Source organism: Halomonas sp. KX33721 (assembly GCF_001596805.1).
Classification (GTDB): Bacteria; Pseudomonadota; Gammaproteobacteria; order Pseudomonadales; family Halomonadaceae; genus Vreelandella; species Vreelandella aquamarina.
On record NZ_LVIA01000028.1, the window covers coordinates 1 to 18931 of the forward strand.

Consider the following 18931-nt stretch of genomic DNA (forward strand, 5'->3'; position numbering starts at 1 on the left):
AAGGCGCTGGAAGCGGCAGGCCACTCCGAGCAGGCCGCTCTGGCCGAGTCGCTGGCCACTAGCCAGCGCCCGCTGGTGGCGATGTTCCTGGAGAGCGACCAGCCGCCGCAAACCGCCCCTGAGGTGTACCTGAAGCTGCACCTGCTGTCGCATCGCTTAGTGAAGCCTCACGGCCTGGACCTGACCGGCATGTTCGGCCTGCTGCGTAACATCGCCTGGACCAACGAAGGCGCAATCGATATCGAAGAGCTGCCCACGCGCCGCCTGAAGGCGCGCCTCGCTGGCCGTACGCTGTCCGTCGACTGCGTGGACAAATTCCCCAAAATGACCGATTACGTGGTGCCCACCGGCATCCGCATCGGCGACACCGCTCGTGTGCGCTTGGGCGCTTACCTGGGTGAAGGCACCACGGTCATGCATGAAGGGTTTGTTAACTTCAACGCAGGCACCGAAGGCCCCGGCATGATCGAAGGGCGCATTTCCGCAGGCGTTATGGTCGGCAAAGGCTCTGACCTGGGCGGCGGCTGCTCCACCATGGGCACCCTCTCCGGTGGTGGCAACATCATCATCAAGGTGGGTGAAGGCTGCCTGATCGGCGCCAACGCCGGTATCGGCATTCCGCTGGGCGACCGCTGCACCGTGGAAGCCGGCCTCTACATCACCGCTGGCTCCAAGGTGACGCTGCTGGATGACCAGGGCCAGGAAGTGAACACCGTGGCTGCCCGTGAGCTGGCAGGCCAAGACGACCTGCTGCTGCGCCGCAACTCACAAAATGGCCGCATCGAGTGCCTGACCAATAAAAGCGCCATTGCGCTGAACGAGGCGCTGCATGCCCATAACTGAGCCTGCCTCACTGTCGCCTACGCTGAAGCTGGCCTTTGAGCTGCTTCGCCGGGCGTCGGTGACCCCCGACGATGAAGGCTGCCAGGACCTGATGATCGAGCGCTTAACGGCGCTCGGTTTCCATATCGAGCAGCTACCGTTTGGCGATGTGAAGAATTTCTGGGCGGTTCGTGGTCACCACGGCCCGGTGCTGGCGTTTGCGGGGCACACCGACGTGGTGCCCAGCGGGCCACACACTAACTGGGAATTTCCGCCTTTCGAGCCCTGCATCGACGACCAAGGCATGCTCTGCGGGCGCGGCGCGGCTGATATGAAGGGCAGCCTTGCCGCCATGCTCACCGCGGTGGAACGCTTTGTAGCGCGCTACCCTGACCATGATGGCCGCATTGCGTTTTTGATTACCTCCGATGAGGAAGGCCCGGCCATCGACGGCACCCGTGCGGTGGTAGAACATCTTCGCGAGCGCAATGACCGCCTGGATTACTGCATCGTTGGCGAGCCCTCCTCTACTGCTCGCCTAGGCGATGTGATCAAAAACGGTCGTCGTGGCTCTTTGGGCGGTGTGCTGCATATTAAGGGCATTCAAGGCCATGTGGCCTACCCTCACTTAGCGCGCAACCCGATCCACCAAGCGATGCCCGCCCTGGATGCGCTCGTCAACGAGCACTGGGATGCTGGCAACGACTTCTTCCCTGCAACCAGCTTTCAGATATCTAATCTGCGTGCCGGTACAGGGGCCACCAATGTGATTCCTGGCGAGGTAGAGGTGGTGTTCAACTTCCGCTACTCCACGGAAGTCACCCATGACGAGCTGCGCTCACGCACCGAGGCAATTCTGGATCAGCACGGTCTTGAGTATCACATCGACTGGACGCTGAATGGCGAACCGTTCCTGACGTCCGAAGGTGAGCTAGTGGAGGCGGCGATTCGTGGCGTGGAAGCCGTGACTGGCGAACGCCCAGCGCTTTCTACCAGCGGCGGCACCTCGGATGGCCGTTTTATTGCCACTCTGGGCACGCAGGTGGTAGAGCTTGGCCCGCTGAACGACACCATTCACAAGGTGAACGAGCGCGTGCGCGCTAGCGATTTGGATGCGCTGAGCCGCATCTACGAAGCAACCCTTCAAGCGCTACTGACCACCAACGAGGTAAGCGTATGATGGAGCGGTTTCCGGATATCGAAGTGTATCTGGCGCGGGTTACGCTGGATGACATTAACGCCTGGCTGGCTGACGTGCTGAGTGCACCGCCCCTTAGCCCAGCAGGAAAAGGCAAGTGGAAAACCCGTGGCCAGTATCAGGGCGATAGCGTACCGGTGCTGCTGGTGGATAACGCCGCGGATGGTTTTGCCAGCCTCTGGTTCGATAGCGGACACACCCCGTGGCACACCGACCAGGAGTGCGCCCAGCACGCCGCTGAAGCGCTGCAGGTGGAAGTCCGCTGTTCGCTGGGGGGCTGGCACCCTGGCGACGACCCAGACCGCTTTTGGCAGGTGCTGCCCGGCGGCCAGGAAAAAGCCATCGAATGGCCGGACTCAGGCCGTTAAATGCAAAAACCCCCGTAAGCGCGGGGGTTTTCTCTTTCAGCACTAATTTATCACTACAGCGCCTGGGCGCTTACTCAATAATGCTGACGTCATCGGCCTGCAGGCCGCGATCATTTTTAATCACGTGATAGCGAACAATCTGGCCTTCGGCCAGCATACGCGGGCCACGGCCACGAATGGCACGGAAGTGAACAAACACATCCTCTCCGTTATCGCGAGTAATAAAGCCGTAGCCTTTGTTGGTGTTAAACCACTTTACTTCCCCCTCTTCACGGCCATCGTTGGGGTCGATGATATCTTCCTCTTCATCATCTTCCACCGTAGGAGCAGGTGCTTGGGGTTGGCGCGGCGCAGGCTTAGCCCGAGCCACATCTGCCTTCACAACCATTGGTGGCGCCAGGGCAGCCGCCGCTAACGTGCCGAGAAACAACATAATAAAGCAGCCAAAGGCTACCGCGGCATATACGCTAAAAGCAGCTTCGGCTAACCACTGCTCAGCCAGAGGTGCATTGGTTAAATGAACAATCCCTGCCAGAAGAAGCGGCGTGGGGGCGGCGAGTAAGACACTGATAAAGAAACAGCGAAAAACAACTTTTGGGTTCATAGATGATAAAAGCTCTCTTGTTGTATGGGTAACAGACGAAGGACAATACTCGAACTACCAGGCCCATTCCTAACAGTACCGAGCATACTACACAAGGTGACGATGTTATCATGACAAACGAATTATCGCCTGCTGAGCTCGCTCAACGTCTTGAATCGTTGGAGAGTCGGCTGGCCTATCAGGAGCACTGGCTGGACACTCTGGATCAAGCGGTCGCCCAGCAGGAGCGCCGCTTGGAAAAACTGGAGCAGCTAAGCGCCTTGATGCGCGAACGGCTACGCGAGCAGCATCAGGCGCTCCAGGCGGGCGACTCCCAAGGCAGTTTTCGTCCAGAAGACGATATCCCACCCCACTATTAAGCCACGACTCGCGGCTTCTTGCCCGCCCAAAAGCAGTGGGATTACCTCACCATGCTGGCCGGGGCAACGCTTTCTAGCCCAAATGCATCAGCAACGGCACGATAGGTCACCTTGCCGTTGTGAACGTTAAGGCCGGGCAGGAAGTGCGCATCATCGGCTAATGGCCGTGCTTAGTCGCGGAACACGCGCACGCCTAGCGCCTTCAAGTACGACGTCTCCGGTATGGCCGGGTGTACCGGGTGATCAGGTCCTTGGTGGCCCTGGAAGATCACTTGACCCTGGCGGTCTTGGTGGCGCACTGCACCGCGCACCACATCGACCAAACGATCAGACGCAAGGTGCATGGAGCAAGATGCCGACAGCAGCAGGCCATCGCGGCCCAGCAGGCGTATCGCCTCACGGTTCAGGCGCGAGTAGGCGCGCTCGCCGTTGGGGATATCCTTACGCTTTTTGATAAACGCAGGCGGATCGAGAATCACCACATCGAACTGCTCGCCATCTGCCTTTAGCGCCGCCAGGGCTTCAAAAGCATCGCCTTCACCAATCGCCACCTGCTCTTGAACGCCATTCAGCTCGGCGTTGCGCGCCACTTGCTCCAGCGCCGCGCCGGATGCATCCACGCAGAGCACTTCTGATGCACCGCTGGCCGCCGCCTGAACGCCCCAGCCACCCACGTAGCTGAATACGTCTAGCACGCGCTTACCGGCCACTTGGCTGTTGAGCCAAGCACGGTTCACACGGTGATCATAGAACCAGCCGGTTTTCTGGCCGTTTAGCACCGGCACGGCAAAGGTGACGCCATTTTCGACCAGCAGCACTTCGTCAGGCAGCGTACCTTTGACGACTTCCACGTGGGCTTCCAGGCCCTCCTGGCGGCGGCCACCGGTGTCGTTACGGAAGACGATAGCACTCGGCTTAACCACTTTCTCCAGGGCGTCAACGATATCTTCCGCCAGTGCCTGCATACCGGCGGTGTTGAGCTGCACCACCAGCACATCGCCGAAACGATCAATCACCAGGCCAGGCAGCAGGTCGCCCTCGCCATGAATCAGGCGATAAAACGGCTGATCAAACAGGCGCTGGCGCAGCGCTAGGGCCTGATTAAAGCGATGCACGAACAGCGAGCGGTCCAGGCGCATTTCAGGGTCGCGAGACATGATGCGGCCGCAGATCAGCGAGTGCGGGTTCACGTAGGCAACGCCCAGGGTTTTACCGTTGGACGCCTCTACCAGCGCAGGCTCGCCCGCCGCAAAGTTTTTCAGCGGCGTCTCTTTGATATCGACTTCGTTGGAGTAGATCCACAGATGGCCAGCTTTTAAGCGGCGATCGGCGTTTTTATTCAAGCGCAGGCGTTGGGTCACAACAATCTCCAAAAGAGCAAGCTGACAGTGCACTTAGGCACTGTAAGCATAAAAACAGTTAACCGCCCAAGGCGACGATTAACGCTGGCAACCGGGGCAAAACACACTGGCACGTTGATCCAGGGTAATGCGCTTCAGCTCGCTGCCACAGCGTAGGCAAGGCTGCCCGTGGCGTCCGTAAACATTCAGCCGCTGGGCGAAGTAACCAGGCTCGCCTTGGCCGCTGACAAAATCGCGCAGCGTAGTGCCACCTTGGGTAATGGCCGCCGCCAACACCTCTTTGACGGCCGCCGCTAGCGCGTCGTAGCGCGCTTGGGAAATTCGCCCCGCCGCACGGCGCGGGTCGATGCCTGCCATAAACAGCGCTTCGGCGGCATAAATATTGCCCGCACCCACCACCACACGGTTGTCCATCAAAAAGGGCTTTACTGCCACCCGCTTATTACGCGACAGGCGGTAGAGCCACTGGCCGTTGAAGGCATCGCTAAGCGGCTCAGGGCCAAGGTGGGCAAGGCGGGTATCGCGGCTGCCGTCGCCCTGCTGCCAGTCGACAAACCCAAACCGACGCGGGTCATGGTAGCGCAGCACGTAGCCGCTGGCGGTCACCACATCCACATGGTCGTGCTTTTTCGGCAAATCCCCCGGGCGGGCAATACGCAGGCTGCCCGACATGCCTAAGTGCCACAGCAGCGTGGCACTGCCATCAGCGGTGGCTAGCGGAATCTGCAGGTATTTAGCTCGTCGGGCCAACTCGCCCACTCGTGCGCCGATTAAGCGTTCGGCCAAGTCGTCCGGCACTGGTACCCGCAGGCGCGGCTGGCGCACCCGCACTTCGGTAATTTCTTGCCCCTCTATATAGGGGGCGATGCCACGTCGCGTGGTTTCAACTTCAGGCAGTTCGGGCATGATGAAAGCCTATGATGACAGCACAGTGACAGCGATTAACGGCCAAGGCGCTAACGACAGACATGCAAAAACCCGGCTTTAGGCCGGGTTTTTCAACAGGCGCTCGCCTGCGGTGAAAGCCGATCATCGTAATCGCGATTACTTGATCTTGGCTTCCTTGTAGATAACGTGCTTACGGACCACCGGGTCGTATTTCTTGAATTCGAACTTATCCGGGGTGTTCCGCTTGTTCTTATCAGTGGTGTAGAAGTGGCCTGTACCGGCACTAGACACCAGCTTGATCTTATCGCGCATGGTTTAACTCTCCCAAAAGTGCTTAGCAAAAAGCTGGCTTAGATAGCGTCGCCGCGTTTGCGGATATCGGCCAGAACCGTCTCGATACCTTTCTTGTCGATGATGCGCATGCCTTTAGAGGAAACGCGCAGCTTGACGAAGCGGTTTTCAGACTCAACCCAAAAACGATGGGTGTGCAGGTTCGGCAAGAAACGACGACGTGTCTTACGCTGGGAGTGAGAAACGTTATTACCAGTTACCGGACGCTTGCCGGTAACCTGACATACTTTGGACATGAGAGCCTCCAACCGCTTGGCGAGTTGTTCAAAACTGTCGGGCAAACCGGAGCAGGGAGGGAGTCGACGCAGTTAACCGCCTAGCTGTACCCAAATCCGTTATTCAACCCAAGTTCAAAGGTGGCACTTTATACCAGAGCACCTAGCTACCAGCAAGCGAAACCGCCCAAAAAGCCCAAAAAAGCGCTTTTTTGGACAATTTACTTAGAAAAAGGGCAAAGACCGAAGGGTCGAGCACACGTCTTCTGCTGCTGATGCTGCTGAAAATTACCGCTATAGCCAGCCACGCTCGGCAAATGACACCACTTCTCCGTCCCCCACCACAAAATGATCGAGTACCCGCACGTCAAAGAGTGCAAGAGCATCTTTTAAGCGTTCAGTGATACGTCGATCAGCATCGCTGGGCTCAGCCACACCCGATGGGTGATTGTGGGCCAGGATGACAGCACCAGCGTGTAACTCAAGCGCACGCTTGGCAACTTCGCGGGGGTAAACGGATGCGCTGTCTAGGGTACCGCGAAACAGGGATTCATAGCGAATAATTCGATGCTGTGTATCCAAAAAAAAGTACGGCGAACTCTTCATGCCCCAAGTGACGCAGCTGTGAGCTCAAATAGTGGCGCACCAACGCAGGCGACGTTAGGGCATTGCCACGAGCCAGTTGGCTGGCCAAATGCCGTCGAGAGAGCTCTAGGGTGGCCTGCAACTGGGCAAATTTAGCACTTCCCAGACCACGGGCGGAGCAGAACTGGGTTTGGTCCGCCTCAAGCAACTGCCTTAACCCCCCAAAGTTCGCCAGCAAATCCCGCGCCAAGTCTACCGCCGAGCGCCCCTGCACGCCTACTCGCAGAAAAATCGCTAACAGCTCGGCATCCGAAAGCGCCTGCGCGCCCATATTCAACAGCTTTTCCCGTGGCCGCTCACCTTCGGGCCAATGATTAATCCCCATCCACGCCTCCCTAATGGTTCTTTTAACGCACTGCCATGACCACCAGCCTCACTATACCTCGCATTATGGCGAATCTGCCGAGCATGCCAAAATAATCAGCCAAATGGTATGGTAAGCCCCTTGTTGATCGTCACACTGGACTGCCCACCATGGCCCCACTTTCGCACTCCCCCTTATCGTCGCTAGCGGGTAAGCGCCTGCTGCTGGGCGTTAGCGCTGGCATCGCGGCCTACAAAAGCGCCCTTATCGTGCGGCAGCTAAAACAGGCTGGCTGCGAGGTTCGTGTAGTGATGACCGAGGGAGCCCAGGCGTTTATAACGCCACTCACGCTTCAGGCACTTTCGGGCGAGCCGGTGCGTACCTCGCTACTCGACCCTGAAGCGGAAGCTGGCATGGGGCATATCGAGCTGGCCCGCTGGGCGGATGCCATCGTCATCGCCCCGGCCACCGCCGACTTGATCGCGCGGCTGGTCCATGGCATGGCGGATGACTTACTGACCACTCTATGCCTTGCTTCTGAAGCACCGCGTCTCATCGCCCCTGCGATGAATCAGGCCATGTGGCGCCACCCAGCCACTCAGCGCAATGTGAAACAGCTGGCCACCGATGGCTGGCAGTTGATTGGCCCGGCGGCGGGCGATCAGGCCTGCGGCGACGTCGGCCCAGGGCGCATGAGCGAGCCTGATGAAATTCTGGAGGCCGTGAGCCGCCATTTTGCACCGCCCATTACCCCTTCGGCCAGCGCCCCCCATGTCGTGATTACCGCTGGCCCCACGCGGGAGGCACTAGACCCTGTCCGCTACCTGTCGAATCACAGCTCGGGGAAGATGGGCTATGCCCTGGCGGCCGAGGCGGCCGCGCAAGGCGCACGAGTAACGCTAATCAGCGGCCCGGTGAATTTGCCTACTCCCCAAGGAGTCGAGCGGCTCAACGTCGAAACCGCCGTACAAATGCATACAGCAGCGCTTGAGCTAGCGCCCCAGGCGGCGCTGTTTATCGGCTGCGCAGCGGTGGCCGACTACCGCGCCGCCAACGCGGCCGAGCACAAGCTGAAAAAAACCGACGACCAGGACACCCTAACGCTCACGCTGGTGAAAAATCCCGACATCATTGCCGATGTGGCGGCGCTACCGGACGGCCAGCGCCCCTTTGTCGTGGGCTTTGCCGCCGAGACCCAAGACATCGAGCGTTACGCCCAGGATAAGCTCGCCCGCAAAGGGCTCGATATGATCGTCGCCAACGATGTTTCCCAACAGGGGCTGGGATTTGGCAGCGACGACAACGCGGCGCTCCTGCTATGGCGAACATCCGACGGTAGTGACCGACTCGTTGCACCGCCACAGCCTAAAACGCAGCTGGCCGCGCTGATCGTTCGGCACGCCCTCACCCACCTCTCTTTGACCTCTTCTGGAGCCTAACCATGAGCAGTTCCCGCCCTCGCCTGCAGTGCAATGTGTTGGATGAGCGCCTGCACGACTATCTCCCCACCTATGCCACGACAGGCTCTGCGGGCATGGACTTACGCGCCCTGCTGGATGAGCCGCTCACCCTTGCCCCCGGCGAATGTCAGCTCGTCCGCACCGGCCTTGCCATCTATATTGAAGATCCGGGTTTAGCGGGAATGATTCTGCCGCGCTCTGGCCTAGGCCATAAACACGGCATCGTGCTGGGTAACCTAGTTGGGCTCATCGACTCCGACTACCAGGGCGAGCTAATGATCTCGGTATGGAATCGCGGCCAGGACAGCTTCACGATTGCGCCCTTCGAGCGGCTCGCCCAGTACGTTCTGGTCCCCGTGGTGCAAGCTGAACTCGATATCGTCGATAGCTTTACCGACTCTACTCGCGGCAGCGGCGGTTTCGGCAGCACCGGCCGTCAGTAACCCCGTTCGCCAGCCCACTCCCTTTCAGCGTTTTTCTAGGATCGATGATGACCGTACCCGCTTCGATATTTCGCGCTTACGATATTCGCGGCATCGTGGATGACACGTTAAGCGAAGCCACTACCGAGCTGATTGGCCGTGCCGTCGGCTCTGAAGCTGCCGCTCGTGGCGAGCAGACGGTGATTGTGGCGCGAGATGGCCGCACCTCTGGGCCGCGCCTGCAAACGGCGCTCATTCGCGGCCTGCAGGCCGCCGGGCGGGACGTTATCGATATCGGCATGGTGCCCACGCCGGTGCTCTACTTCGCCACCCACACGCTGCCAGAGAGCCGCTCAGGGGTGATGCTCACCGGCAGCCACAACCCGCCGGACTACAACGGCTTTAAAATCGTCCTGGCGGGGGAAACATTATCGGGCGACGCGATTACTGCGCTCTTTGAGCGCATTCAAGCGGGCAATTTCACCCAGGGCCAAGGCAGCGTGAGCAGCCAAGATCTGCGCGCCAGCTACCTGGAGCGCATCTTGAGCGATGTAAAGGTGGAACGCCCGCTCAGCGCCGTGGTGGATTGCGGCAACGGTGTGGCCGGAGAGCTTGGCCCGCAGCTTATTCAGCGGCTTGGGGTCACCACCACACCGCTGTTTGACGAGATCGATGGCCGCTTCCCCAACCATCACCCCGACCCCGGCAAGCCGGAAAACCTGCAGGATCTGATCCACCACGTCCAACAGAGCGGTGCCGACATCGGCCTTGCCTTCGACGGCGACGGTGACCGCCTGGGCGTCGTGACGCCCCGTGGGCGTATGATTTACCCTGACCACCTGTTGATGCACTTTGCCACCGATATGCTGTCGCGCAACCCTGGTGCCAAGGTGGTCTTCGATATCAAGTGCACCGGCAACTTGGCCAAGGTGGTTAGCGAGGCTGGGGGTGAACCCGAGATGTGGCGCACCGGCCACTCACTGATCAAAGCGCGTATGAAAGAGACCGACGCGCTGCTGGGCGGCGAAATGAGCGGACATATCTTCTTTAAAGAGCGCTGGTACGGCTTTGATGACGGCCTCTACTCAGCCGCACGGCTGCTGGAGATTCTTGCCCAATTCCCCGGCGACGCGGACACTTTCTTTGACCAATTCCCCCAAGATGTCAGTACGCCAGAAATTAACGTCAGCGTTGCCGATGAAGAAAAATTTGCCATTATCGAGACACTTGCCAGAGAGGGCGACTTCGGCGAAGGTATCAAAACCACGCTGGATGGCATTCGCGTTGATTACACCGACGGCTGGGGATTATGTCGCGCCTCTAATACGACGCCCGCCCTGGTACTGCGTTTCGAGGGAAAAGATAGCGCAGCGCTCGCTCGAATCCGCGAGCGCTTTGAAAAAGCGCTACATGGCGTCGCGCCTACACTGACCATACCGGCCACCACAACGACATGATCGCGCCCTTAGAACGCGCGACGTGTTAAAAAAATGCTGTCATCCAGGCGCGTAAGCGCCTAGCAACGCAACAGACATTAAAAAGAGCAAAGGGACAACGTCATGAGTTCAGCTAGCCGCGACCCCCAGGTCGTTGTGGAGGTGCTGTCAGAAGCGCTTCCCTATATTCAGCAATTTTCCGGTAAAACTGTCGTCGTGAAATATGGCGGCAATGCCATGACCGAAGACACGCTGATCGACTCATTTGCTCGCAACATCGTGCTGATGAAGGAAGTTGGCATTAATCCGGTGGTGGTTCACGGCGGCGGCCCGCAAATTGGCAGCCTGCTGGAGAAGCTCAATATCGAATCCCGCTTCGTGAATGGCATGCGAGTCACTGACTCGCAAACCATGGATGTCGTGGAGATGGTACTGGGCGGCTTGGTGAACAAGAGCATCGTCAACCTGATCAATCAAAGCGGCGGCAAGGCGATTGGCCTGACTGGCAAAGATGGCGCCCAGATTCGCGCCCGGCAGCTGAAGGTGGAGCACCAGAGCCCGGAGATGACCGCGCCGGAAATCATCGATATCGGCCATGTCGGCGAAGTGGAGTCGATCTCCACTGACCTGATCGAGATGCTGGCCGCCCGGGACTTTATTCCGGTCATCGCTCCCATCGGCGTGGATGACAAAGGTAACAGCTACAACATCAATGCCGATCTGGTAGCAGGCAAGCTGGCCGAAGCGCTGAACGCCGAGAAGCTGATGCTGCTGACCAACGTGGCGGGCTTGATGAACAGCGAAGGCAAGGTACTAACAGGGCTCACCACCGCCCAGGTAGACGGCCTGATTGCCGACGGCACCATCTACGGCGGGATGCTACCCAAAATCCGCTGCGCGCTGGATGCCGTGAAAGGCGGTGTGAACAGCGCCCATATTATTGATGGCCGCGTTCCTCATGCGGTGCTACTGGAAATCTTTACCAACGCCGGGGTAGGCACCCTGATCACTGACGCAGGTTAATCGCGACGGAGGGCAAGAGTCATGAGTGACGATCGCAAACCTCGCCGCCGCGAGCAAATTCTGCAGGCGTTAGCCATCATGCTGGAAGAGGACAGTGGCAAGCGGATCACCACGGCCGCACTGGCGCGCCAAGTGGGCGTTTCCGAAGCGGCGCTGTATCGCCACTTCCCCAGCAAGGCGCGCATGTTCGAGGGACTGATCGACTTCATCGAAGAGAGCATTTTCGCACGCATTACCCGCATTCTGGATGACATCCCCGACGCCACGACCCGCTGCGGGACAATTCTCTCGCTCCTGCTCGGATTTGCCGAGAAGAACCCTGGGCTTGCCAGGGTGCTAGGGGGCGATGTGCTCACCGGTGAAACCGCACGGCTGCGCCAGCGGGTACACCAGCTCTTCGAGCGCCTGGAAACCCAGCTCAAGCAGGTGCTGCGGGAAGCCGAGCTGCGCGAAGGGCTACGCACCAACATTTCCGCCTCGGCCGCAGCCAACCTACTGATCGCCCAAGCCGAGGGGCGTATTTCTCAATATGTACGTAGCGACTTCAAGCGGCTGCCTACCGAGTATTGGGAGGATCAGTGGACGCTACTCTCGGGCCAGCTATTTAGAAACGCTTCCCAACCCGCATAATGAGGCGCGTGCTCTCAGCACATGCACAAAGCAAATGAAAACGCCCCGCCGTAACGATACCGGCGGGGCGTTTTCCTGCGTGAGGCGTGAGTGTTACGCAGCGATGGCCGCGTCGCCCATTTTTTGGCGCAGCTTCTTCATGGCGTTCTTCTCAAGCTGGCGGATACGCTCGGCACTAACGCCGTATACATCGGCCAAGTCGTGCAGCGTGGCTTTATCATCGGTGAGCCAACGACGCTGCAGAATGTCCCGGGAGCGCTCATCCAGCTCTTTCAGCGCCAGCTGCAAGCGGCGAGTGGAGTCCTCTTCAAAGTCGCTATCCTCTAGCTGGGCCGCCGGATCGGCGGAGGCATCGTCAAGGAAGTAGGCAGGCGCTTGGTAAGCACTCTCCTCATCGTCGCTGGGCGAGGCATCATAACCTGCATCAAACGCCGAGAGGCGGCCTTCCATATCGCGCACGACTTCGGGCTTCACATCAAGGTCTTTAGCGATGGCATCGACTTCATCGTTGTTCAGCCATGCCAAACGCTTTTTCGCGCTACGCAGGTTGAAGAACAGCTTGCGCTGAGCTTTGGTGGTAGCGATTTTAACGATGCGCCAGTTACGCAGCACAAACTCGTGAATCTCTGCCTTGATCCAATGCACGGCAAACGATACCAGGCGCACGCCCTGGTTAGGGTCGAAACGCTTGACCGCCTTCATCAGGCCAACATTACCTTCCTGAATCAGATCTGCCTGCGGCAGACCGTAACCGGAGTAGCTGCGAGCAATATGCACCACGAAACGAAGGTGCGATAGCACCAGTCGACGTGCCGCCTCAAGATCGCCCTCATCGTAAAGGCGGAACGCCAGCTCGCGCTCCTCTTCGACGCTCAGCACCGCGATGCCATTCACCGCTTGAATGTAGCCACCCAGGTCATTGCCTGGTGAAAACTGTCCCACCGGTAGAAGACTAGTGCTCATATGCAGATGGCCTCCCTTAAAACCTATCGTGGTTGACGTGCTGGCGTCGCGTGAATGTGCGCAGCCAAACGTCTTGCGTTAACCTTAAGACCTTAGGCGAACCCAGAGGTTCAAACGATCGACGCACAGTTGGCATCGATCACGCCACGGGGGTAGAAATTCCCGTGACTGCCCGCATGGACAATATCGCGAAGTCTATGTACTGCCTATAACGTGAAGATGACAACGCGACAGACGCATGCTCAGCGCGGGCGTATGCTGGAAAGATGGCGCGTGACGGCAAGCCAAGCGCCCAGCCAGCCAAGTAGTATACTGCAGGATAGCAGAATTGTAGAGCCTGTCACATCTAGCTGCGGCAAGGTGAAGCTGGCACCGTAGCTGGCCGCCAGCGCCGCTACCGGCAGTGAGAGCCAGTGATTACCCAAGGCCAACAGACCCAGCGCCAAAAGCCCGCCGCCAGCGCCATACCAGGCTCCACTGTACAAGAACGGGCGACGCACGAAGGCGTGAGTGGCACCAATCAGCATGACCACTTCGATTTCACGGCGTCGACTCTCCACCGCCAAGCGAATGGTATTACCAACGACTAGCAGTACACCGAAACCAAACAGCACCCCCAGCGCCAGCGCCACGCGGCGCCCCAACGCCGCCAGATGGCGCAGCCGCTCGACCCAGGCCAAATCGACGCGTACTTCATCGATGCCAGTTACCCCCTCGAGCCGCTCGGCTAGTTCAGCCATCGCAGCGGGCTCTACATCTTGAGGGGAAATGACGATACTCGTGGGGAGCGGATTATCGTCAAGCCCTGCCAGGGTATCGTCGATGCCCAACGACTGCTGGAAATCCGCCATGCCCTGCTCTGGGCTGATCATACGCGTCTGCGCCACGCCGCCGTCAGCACTCACCGCCTCTTCGATCCGAGCCGCCTGCGCTGCATCAATCCCCATATCGAGATAAACGGTGAGCGACGCGCTTTCATCCAGCTCGGCATCCAGCAGCTTGGCGCTGTCCAACGTCAGCCATAGAGCAGCGGGAAGTACCAAGGCAATGGCAATGGCCAGCATGGTCAGCAGGTTTCCCAACGGGTAGCGCACCAGTCGAAAAAGGCTATCCAGCGCCATGGCCCGGTGGTGACGCCCCCAGGCACGCAGGCGACTGCTAAAACGTGTTTGCTGAGCGCGCGCCCCACTGCGAGGGGCTGTTTCCGAGGCAGGTGCGGCGGGCTTGGGTGTTTGGCGCTTACCCCGAGGGGCGGCGCCGCTTTGGCGAGCATTGGCTGAGCGCTTCATGCAGCCCCCTCATCGGCGACTAAACGACCGTCCTGCAGACGCAGAATCCGATGACGCAAGCGCGCAATCAGCGCCAAATCGTGGCTAGCGATCATGACCGTAGTGCCGATGCGGTTGAAGTCCTCGAACAGCCCCATGATGTCGGCGGAGAGCTGGGGGTCTAGGTTACCGGTGGGCTCATCGGCAAGCAGCAGCGCGGGCTTATTAACCACGGCGCGGGCAATGCCCACCCGCTGCTGCTCACCGCCGGAAAGCTCGATGGGCAGGGCTTTTTCACGGTGCAACAGGCCGACTTTATCCAGTGCTGCCCGCACCCGCCTCGCCGCCTCTCGGGGCTCTACACCCTGAATTTCTAGCGGCAGCGAAACGTTATGGAACACGCTGCGATCAAATAGCAGCTGGTGGTCCTGAAATACCACGCCAATCTGGCGACGATAAAACGGCACCTGGCTGGCGTGGAGCTGAGCAATGTCATGCCCGGCTACCACTACTCGCCCACGGCTGGGCTTTTCTAGGCGCATAATCAGCCGCAGTAGCGAGCTTTTTCCCGCCCCGGAGTGGCCAGTCAGAAACACCATTTCGCCTCTCGCCACGCGAAAGTTCAGATGCGCCAGCGCGTCAAAGCGCCCTCCATAGCGCTTCCCCACATGCTCAAAAGCAATCATGCGCGACCATCATCCCCTTGACGGTCAAACAGCGCGTTGACGAAGTCGTTAGCGTTGAAGGGGCGCAAGTCGTCCAGGCCCTCACCCACCCCGATAAAGCGAATCGGCGTTTCTAGCTGTTTCGCCAGGGCAAAGATAATCCCGCCTTTGGCGGTGCCATCCAGCTTGGTTAAAGTAATGCCGCTAATCGGCACCGCCTCATTAAAAGTAGTGGCCTGGGAAATTGCGTTCTGCCCCGTGCCTGCATCCAGCACGAGCATGACCTCATGGGGCGCCGTGTCATCGAGCTTCTGCATCACACGGTGCACCTTTTTCAGCTCTTCCATCAGGTGGCTCTTGTTGTGCAGCCGCCCGGCGGTATCGGCGATCAGCACATCTACGCCGCGAGACTTGGCGGCCGCCACTGCGTCGTAAATCACCGAGGCGCTGTCAGCCCCGGTGTGCTGAGCAATCACCGGTACACTGTTGCGTTCGCCCCACACTTTAAGCTGTTCCACCGCCGCCGCACGGAAGGTATCCCCGGCTGCCAGCATGACGCTCTTGCCTTCGCGCTGGAAACGCTGGGTGAGCTTGCCGATGGTGGTGGTTTTACCCACGCCGTTGACCCCCACCACCAGAATAACGAAGGGGCCGTCGCTCTCTTTCTCGAAGCTGAGCGGCGCAGACACGGGTGCCAGCAGCGCGGCCAGCTCCTCCTGTAGGCCGCGATAGAGCGCTTCGGGATTATTCAGCTCTTTGCGGGAAACCCGTGCCTCAAGGCGCTCGATGATTTCGCTCGTCGCTTCGATGCCCACATCGGCCATGAGCAGCTGAGTTTCCAGATCCTCCAGCAGCTCGTCATCGATATGCTTTTTGCCAAGGAACAGGTCGGCCAAGCCGTCAGTAAGATTGGCGCGGGTTTTTCCCAGGCCAGATTTGATGCGCGCAAACCAACCTTTCTTCTCGCCTTTTTCGGATACCGGCTTCTCTTGAAGCGCAGGCTTCGCGGCTGGCTCTGGCTCTGGCTCTGGCTCTGGCTCTGGCTCTGGCTCTGGCTCTGGCTCTGGCACAGTGTCCATGATTGGCGCGGGGGTGACTTCCTCGTCAACGCCCGTTGGCTGAACGTCCTCTTTGCTCACCGGCTCAGGCGACTGCTCCTGAGCGAGCACCTCAGTGGGTTCGTTTTCGCGCTCCGGCGCGGGCTTGGGCGGCTCTTCTGCCAGCGATTCGGAAGGTGCTGATACATCAGCAGCAGGCTCCTTATCAGGCGCGCCTTCGGGCTCGTCTAGCAGCGCTGGCTGCTCTTGGGCGTCTTGAGGCTCCTGCTGGGAGTCGTGCTTTTTCTTACGTTTGAAAAAACCGAACATAGGTGTCATCCGACTAAATAGGTGAACATTGCGATTATCCTACCACCGCAGACCAAGACTTTGGATAAGTAGCCCGCTACAATCCGCGTTATGAAACGACAACGCTCCTCTCGCTCATCATCTCGCATGTCGACTCCCCGTCGCGGAACTGCCAAACCGCCGGGTAAACTGCGCATTATCGGCGGCGATTTTCGCCGCCGCATGCTGCCTGTGCTCGACCATCCGGGCCTGCGCCCTACGCCGGATCGCGTACGTGAAACGCTGTTTAACTGGCTGGGCCAAGCGCTGCATGGCAAGCAGGTGCTGGACCTATTTGCCGGTACCGGCGCGCTTGGCATCGAGTCGCTCTCTCGGGGGGCTGCGCAGGTCACCTTTGTCGAGCGCGATACACACGTTGCCGCGCTGATTCGCGACAATCTTGCCACCCTCGGTGCAACGCAGGGGCAGGTAGTGACTGCTGATGCCCAGGCGTTTCTTGAAAAGCCTAGCCAACCTGCTGATCTGGTGTTTCTCGACCCGCCGTTCCACCAAGGGTTAGCCGCGTCTTGCTGTGCCGCGCTGGAAGCGGGCGGATGGCTGGCAAGCGATGCGATGATCTACCTGGAAACCGAACAGAGCCTAACGCCAGCGGTACCGGCTAATTGGAATTTACACCGTGAAACTCAGGCAGGTGAGAGTATTGCCAGACTCTATCAACGCGTGCCCTCGTAAAGCGCTTGCCGCCAACTGACAGCAGCGTTACGCTCGCTCAATTGAGTCACACATTGATAGCCCATTTTATTTCATGACGATAGGCAGCCGCCTGTCGTCCGTTACTGGAGGTAGGCATGAGCCTTGAGCTTTTTAATCAGTTAGAACAGAAAATCACCGACACTGTTGAGGCGTTGGAGATGATGAAGCTGGAAAACGAAGAGCTGCGTAACGAAAACGCTCAGTTAAAACAAGAGCGTGAAGAGTGGGAAAGCCGCTTACAAGGTGTGCTTAGCAAATTCGATGGCATGAGTGATAGCAACGCCTCCTAAGCCAACGGCAGCGACATTAACAGCGCATCCTCCCGCCCGGTCGTGCCTTTCACGGCCGGGTAGTACTCCTTCCGACGACCATCTTCGCCAAACCCCGCCTGCTGATACAGCGCAATCGCCCGCTGATTTCCAGCACGCACTTCCAACAGCAGCCGCTCAGCTTGCCACTGCTTCGCCACCGCGACCACTTTGTTAAGCAGCCGCTGGCCTATGCCTTGCCCTTGGCAATCGGGTAGTACACCAATCGCCTGTAGCTCAGCGTCAAACGGCAACTTCGCCACCAACGCATAACCCATTAGCACGTCGTCCTGCCAATAGCCCACTACCCAGGCCTGCTCATCAGCCAGCGCTTCATCTAACTGCTGGGGGCTTGCCCCGCTGTGCGCGGCGGCTTCTAAGGTATGTAGCGGCACTCGATGCGCAGCGTTTAACCGGCAGATCACTCGGCACTCCACTGCTGCCCTAAGGCCACCAAACGCGGCCATAGCGCGCGTTTAGCACTGGCCTGCTGAGTGAGCACGGCCAGCGACGGGCCTTGCCACACAGGAAGTGCGAGCGTTTGGCTCTGCCCGTCGGTAAGCGCCATGACTCGAGCAAGGTCAGTAGCCGTCTCCTCTGCGCCCCACCAGAGCACTTGCTCTAACTGCCAGCCTTGTCGGCTCGCGGCCCCAGCAACAAACGCTGCCACACCCTCCTGAGCTTCCTCAAGCGGCTCTTCCGGCGCAAAGGCTGTGGCCATGGGCGGCCATTTGAAGTGGGTCACTGTTGGCAGTTCGCCGCGTAACACACCAGCCGCCCGCAGCATATTGGCAAGCAACTGCTGTTCAACCGGAGACATTTCCCCTTCACATACGCTAAGCCAGCGTCCTCCCACACAAGCACAGGAGAGACTAAAGCTCAGCGGCTTGGCGGGTTGCGCAGGCGGCACTCTGGGTTCTGGTACCGGGCTCGCCTCCGGGGTGGGTGCCGCGGCAGGCGAATGACCTAAGAGCGCCTTGACCGCCGAGGGCGATGCCACTGGGGAAGTGTTGCCTTGCTCGGCAGCGGCAGGCTGGCTACGTGTTCGCGGTGCTGGTGCATCATCCAGCAGCGCATGCAACCGCTCCCGTGGTGGTGTTTTGGTCGGTGTTTCTTCCCACTCGCAGGCTTCCGTCGGGCGGGCGTTGGGCAGCTGGTAGCGGCATGCCCAAGCGGTAATACCCATAGCATCCAGGTAGTGCCGACGAACAACCTCCGGGGTCACTGGCCGCCGCCACGGCAGTTGGGGGAGTTCGGGCGCTCGCTGCCCCGTGCCTGCCACTCTTTGGGTGTGTAGAGGTGCAGCGCCAGGGCGTGCACCGGGCCAGAGAGCTCATCCGCCAACAGGGCATAAATTTGTTGGTGGCGCTTGACCGGCATCATGCCATCGAAGCTATCGCTTACCAGCGTCACTTTAAAGTGAGTTTCAGAGTTGGCCGGCACGTTATGCATATGGCTTTCGTTTTCGACCTGCAGCACGTCAGGGGTTAAGGCCGCCAACTTCTGCTCAATTTGTGTCTGTATCGCCATGGGACTCTCCTT

23 protein-coding genes and 2 pseudogenes are annotated in these 18931 nt (G+C 59.3%); 11 read left to right on the top strand and 14 right to left on the bottom strand.

What is annotated here, in order from left to right:
* The 3 genes from dapD to A3220_RS11090 all read left to right on the top strand — a co-directional run.
* The coding region (gene dapD, locus A3220_RS11080; protein ID WP_062374865.1) for a 2,3,4,5-tetrahydropyridine-2,6-dicarboxylate N-succinyltransferase at window positions 1-843 on the top strand (843 nt) is incomplete at its 5' end.
* On the top strand, window positions 830-2002 hold the full coding sequence (gene dapE / locus A3220_RS11085) for a succinyl-diaminopimelate desuccinylase (protein ID WP_062374867.1): 1173 nt from the start codon (window positions 830-832) through the stop codon (window positions 2000-2002). The genes dapD and dapE, both read left to right, overlap by 14 nt.
* Window positions 1999-2388, top strand: coding sequence for a hypothetical protein (locus tag A3220_RS11090; protein WP_044629731.1), 390 nt, complete (start codon window positions 1999-2001; stop codon window positions 2386-2388). Before dapE ends, A3220_RS11090 begins: the two co-directional genes overlap by 4 nt.
* Window positions 2389-2458: 70 nt before the next feature.
* Here A3220_RS11090 and A3220_RS18180 read toward each other — a convergent pair whose 3' ends face one another.
* Window positions 2459-2992, bottom strand: coding sequence for a cold shock domain-containing protein (locus tag A3220_RS18180; protein ID WP_044629732.1), 534 nt, complete (start codon window positions 2990-2992; stop codon window positions 2459-2461).
* Window positions 2993-3102: 110 nt separating this feature from the next.
* Here A3220_RS18180 and A3220_RS11100 point away from each other — a divergent pair, with 110 nt between their 5' ends.
* Window positions 3103-3351 carry a SlyX family protein gene (locus tag A3220_RS11100; protein ID WP_044629733.1) on the top strand — a complete coding sequence of 83 codons (249 nt, stop codon included), beginning with the start codon at window positions 3103-3105 and terminating at the stop codon, window positions 3349-3351.
* 41 nt (window positions 3352-3392) lie between these two features.
* Here A3220_RS11100 and A3220_RS18320 read toward each other — a convergent pair.
* The 6 genes and pseudogenes from A3220_RS18320 to radC form a co-directional block, all read right to left on the bottom strand.
* Window positions 3393-3512: pseudogene (locus A3220_RS18320) on the bottom strand (alanine dehydrogenase); the annotation flags it as partial.
* Between the two features lie 9 nt (window positions 3513-3521).
* The gene (locus A3220_RS11105; RefSeq protein ID WP_062374869.1) at window positions 3522-4712 is read right to left on the bottom strand and encodes a class I SAM-dependent rRNA methyltransferase; all 1191 of its coding nucleotides are present in this window, start codon (window positions 4710-4712) and stop codon (window positions 3522-3524) included.
* Window positions 4713-4790: 78 nt separating this feature from the next.
* Window positions 4791-5618 (bottom strand): bifunctional DNA-formamidopyrimidine glycosylase/DNA-(apurinic or apyrimidinic site) lyase, encoded by an 828-nt coding sequence (gene mutM / locus A3220_RS11110; RefSeq protein ID WP_062374870.1) that lies wholly within the window; start codon window positions 5616-5618, stop codon window positions 4791-4793.
* A gap of 138 nt (window positions 5619-5756) precedes the next feature.
* Window positions 5757-5912: a 50S ribosomal protein L33 gene (rpmG, locus tag A3220_RS11115; protein ID WP_009098622.1), complete on the bottom strand. Its 156-nt coding sequence runs from the start codon at window positions 5910-5912 to the stop codon at window positions 5757-5759.
* Window positions 5913-5950: 38 nt separating this feature from the next.
* Window positions 5951-6187, bottom strand: a complete 237-nt coding sequence (rpmB, locus tag A3220_RS11120; RefSeq protein ID WP_038481085.1) for a 50S ribosomal protein L28 — start codon at window positions 6185-6187, stop codon at window positions 5951-5953.
* A 273-nt stretch (window positions 6188-6460) separates the two neighbouring features.
* Window positions 6461-7136, bottom strand: a pseudogene (gene radC, locus A3220_RS11125) (DNA repair protein RadC).
* A gap of 149 nt (window positions 7137-7285) precedes the next feature.
* On the opposite strand from radC, the gene coaBC reads away from it, so the two are divergent.
* The 5 genes from coaBC to slmA all read left to right on the top strand — a co-directional run bounded on the left by coaBC (window position 7286) and on the right by slmA (window position 12086).
* The gene (gene coaBC / locus A3220_RS11130; RefSeq protein ID WP_062374873.1) at window positions 7286-8554 is read left to right on the top strand and encodes a bifunctional phosphopantothenoylcysteine decarboxylase/phosphopantothenate--cysteine ligase CoaBC; all 1269 of its coding nucleotides are present in this window, start codon (window positions 7286-7288) and stop codon (window positions 8552-8554) included.
* A gap of 2 nt (window positions 8555-8556) precedes the next feature.
* Complete coding sequence (gene dut / locus A3220_RS11135; protein WP_062374874.1) at window positions 8557-9018, top strand: dUTP diphosphatase; 462 nt, start codon at window positions 8557-8559, stop codon at window positions 9016-9018.
* A gap of 47 nt (window positions 9019-9065) precedes the next feature.
* Window positions 9066-10454, top strand: a complete 1389-nt coding sequence (locus tag A3220_RS11140) for a phosphomannomutase/phosphoglucomutase (protein WP_062374876.1) — start codon at window positions 9066-9068, stop codon at window positions 10452-10454.
* 102 nt (window positions 10455-10556) lie between these two features.
* Window positions 10557-11456 (top strand): acetylglutamate kinase, encoded by a 900-nt coding sequence (argB, locus tag A3220_RS11145; RefSeq protein WP_044629740.1) that lies wholly within the window; start codon window positions 10557-10559, stop codon window positions 11454-11456.
* A 21-nt stretch (window positions 11457-11477) separates the two neighbouring features.
* Window positions 11478-12086 (top strand): nucleoid occlusion factor SlmA, encoded by a 609-nt coding sequence (gene slmA / locus A3220_RS11150; RefSeq protein WP_062374877.1) that lies wholly within the window; start codon window positions 11478-11480, stop codon window positions 12084-12086.
* Window positions 12087-12179: 93 nt separating this feature from the next.
* Here slmA and rpoH read toward each other — a convergent pair whose 3' ends face one another.
* From rpoH to ftsY, 4 genes are all read right to left on the bottom strand, one after another.
* The gene (rpoH, locus tag A3220_RS11155) at window positions 12180-13049 is read right to left on the bottom strand and encodes an RNA polymerase sigma factor RpoH (protein ID WP_062374879.1); all 870 of its coding nucleotides are present in this window, start codon (window positions 13047-13049) and stop codon (window positions 12180-12182) included.
* Window positions 13050-13291: 242 nt separating this feature from the next.
* Entirely contained in the window at window positions 13292-14338 is a 1047-nt protein-coding gene (ftsX, locus tag A3220_RS11160) for a permease-like cell division protein FtsX (protein WP_062374880.1), read from the bottom strand.
* On the bottom strand, window positions 14335-15003 hold the full coding sequence (ftsE, locus tag A3220_RS11165) for a cell division ATP-binding protein FtsE (protein ID WP_058579699.1): 669 nt from the start codon (window positions 15001-15003) through the stop codon (window positions 14335-14337). Before ftsE ends, ftsX begins: the two co-directional genes overlap by 4 nt.
* Window positions 15000-16349 carry a signal recognition particle-docking protein FtsY gene (gene ftsY, locus A3220_RS11170; RefSeq protein WP_062374882.1) on the bottom strand — a complete coding sequence of 450 codons (1350 nt, stop codon included), beginning with the start codon at window positions 16347-16349 and terminating at the stop codon, window positions 15000-15002. Before ftsY ends, ftsE begins: the two co-directional genes overlap by 4 nt.
* A 126-nt stretch (window positions 16350-16475) precedes the next feature.
* Between ftsY and rsmD the strand changes: the two genes are divergently transcribed.
* Entirely contained in the window at window positions 16476-17060 is a 585-nt protein-coding gene (gene rsmD / locus A3220_RS11175; protein WP_228219032.1) for a 16S rRNA (guanine(966)-N(2))-methyltransferase RsmD, read from the top strand.
* 116 nt (window positions 17061-17176) lie between these two features.
* Window positions 17177-17371 (top strand): cell division protein ZapB, encoded by a 195-nt coding sequence (locus A3220_RS11180; RefSeq protein ID WP_044629605.1) that lies wholly within the window; start codon window positions 17177-17179, stop codon window positions 17369-17371.
* On the opposite strand, the gene rimI is transcribed toward A3220_RS11180, so the two are convergent.
* From rimI to A3220_RS11195, 3 genes are read right to left on the bottom strand one after another with little or no spacing between them, the layout of a single operon-like run.
* The gene (gene rimI / locus A3220_RS11185; protein ID WP_054640806.1) at window positions 17368-17814 is read right to left on the bottom strand and encodes a ribosomal protein S18-alanine N-acetyltransferase; all 447 of its coding nucleotides are present in this window, start codon (window positions 17812-17814) and stop codon (window positions 17368-17370) included. The genes A3220_RS11180 and rimI overlap by 4 nt on opposite strands.
* Window positions 17811-18614 carry a hypothetical protein gene (locus tag A3220_RS11190; RefSeq protein ID WP_062374886.1) on the bottom strand — a complete coding sequence of 268 codons (804 nt, stop codon included), beginning with the start codon at window positions 18612-18614 and terminating at the stop codon, window positions 17811-17813. The genes rimI and A3220_RS11190 overlap by 4 nt, the downstream gene beginning before the upstream one ends.
* On the bottom strand, window positions 18611-18919 hold the full coding sequence (locus A3220_RS11195) for a BolA/IbaG family iron-sulfur metabolism protein (RefSeq protein ID WP_054640807.1): 309 nt from the start codon (window positions 18917-18919) through the stop codon (window positions 18611-18613). The genes A3220_RS11190 and A3220_RS11195 overlap by 4 nt, the downstream gene beginning before the upstream one ends.
* Window positions 18920-18931 lie beyond the last annotated feature (12 nt).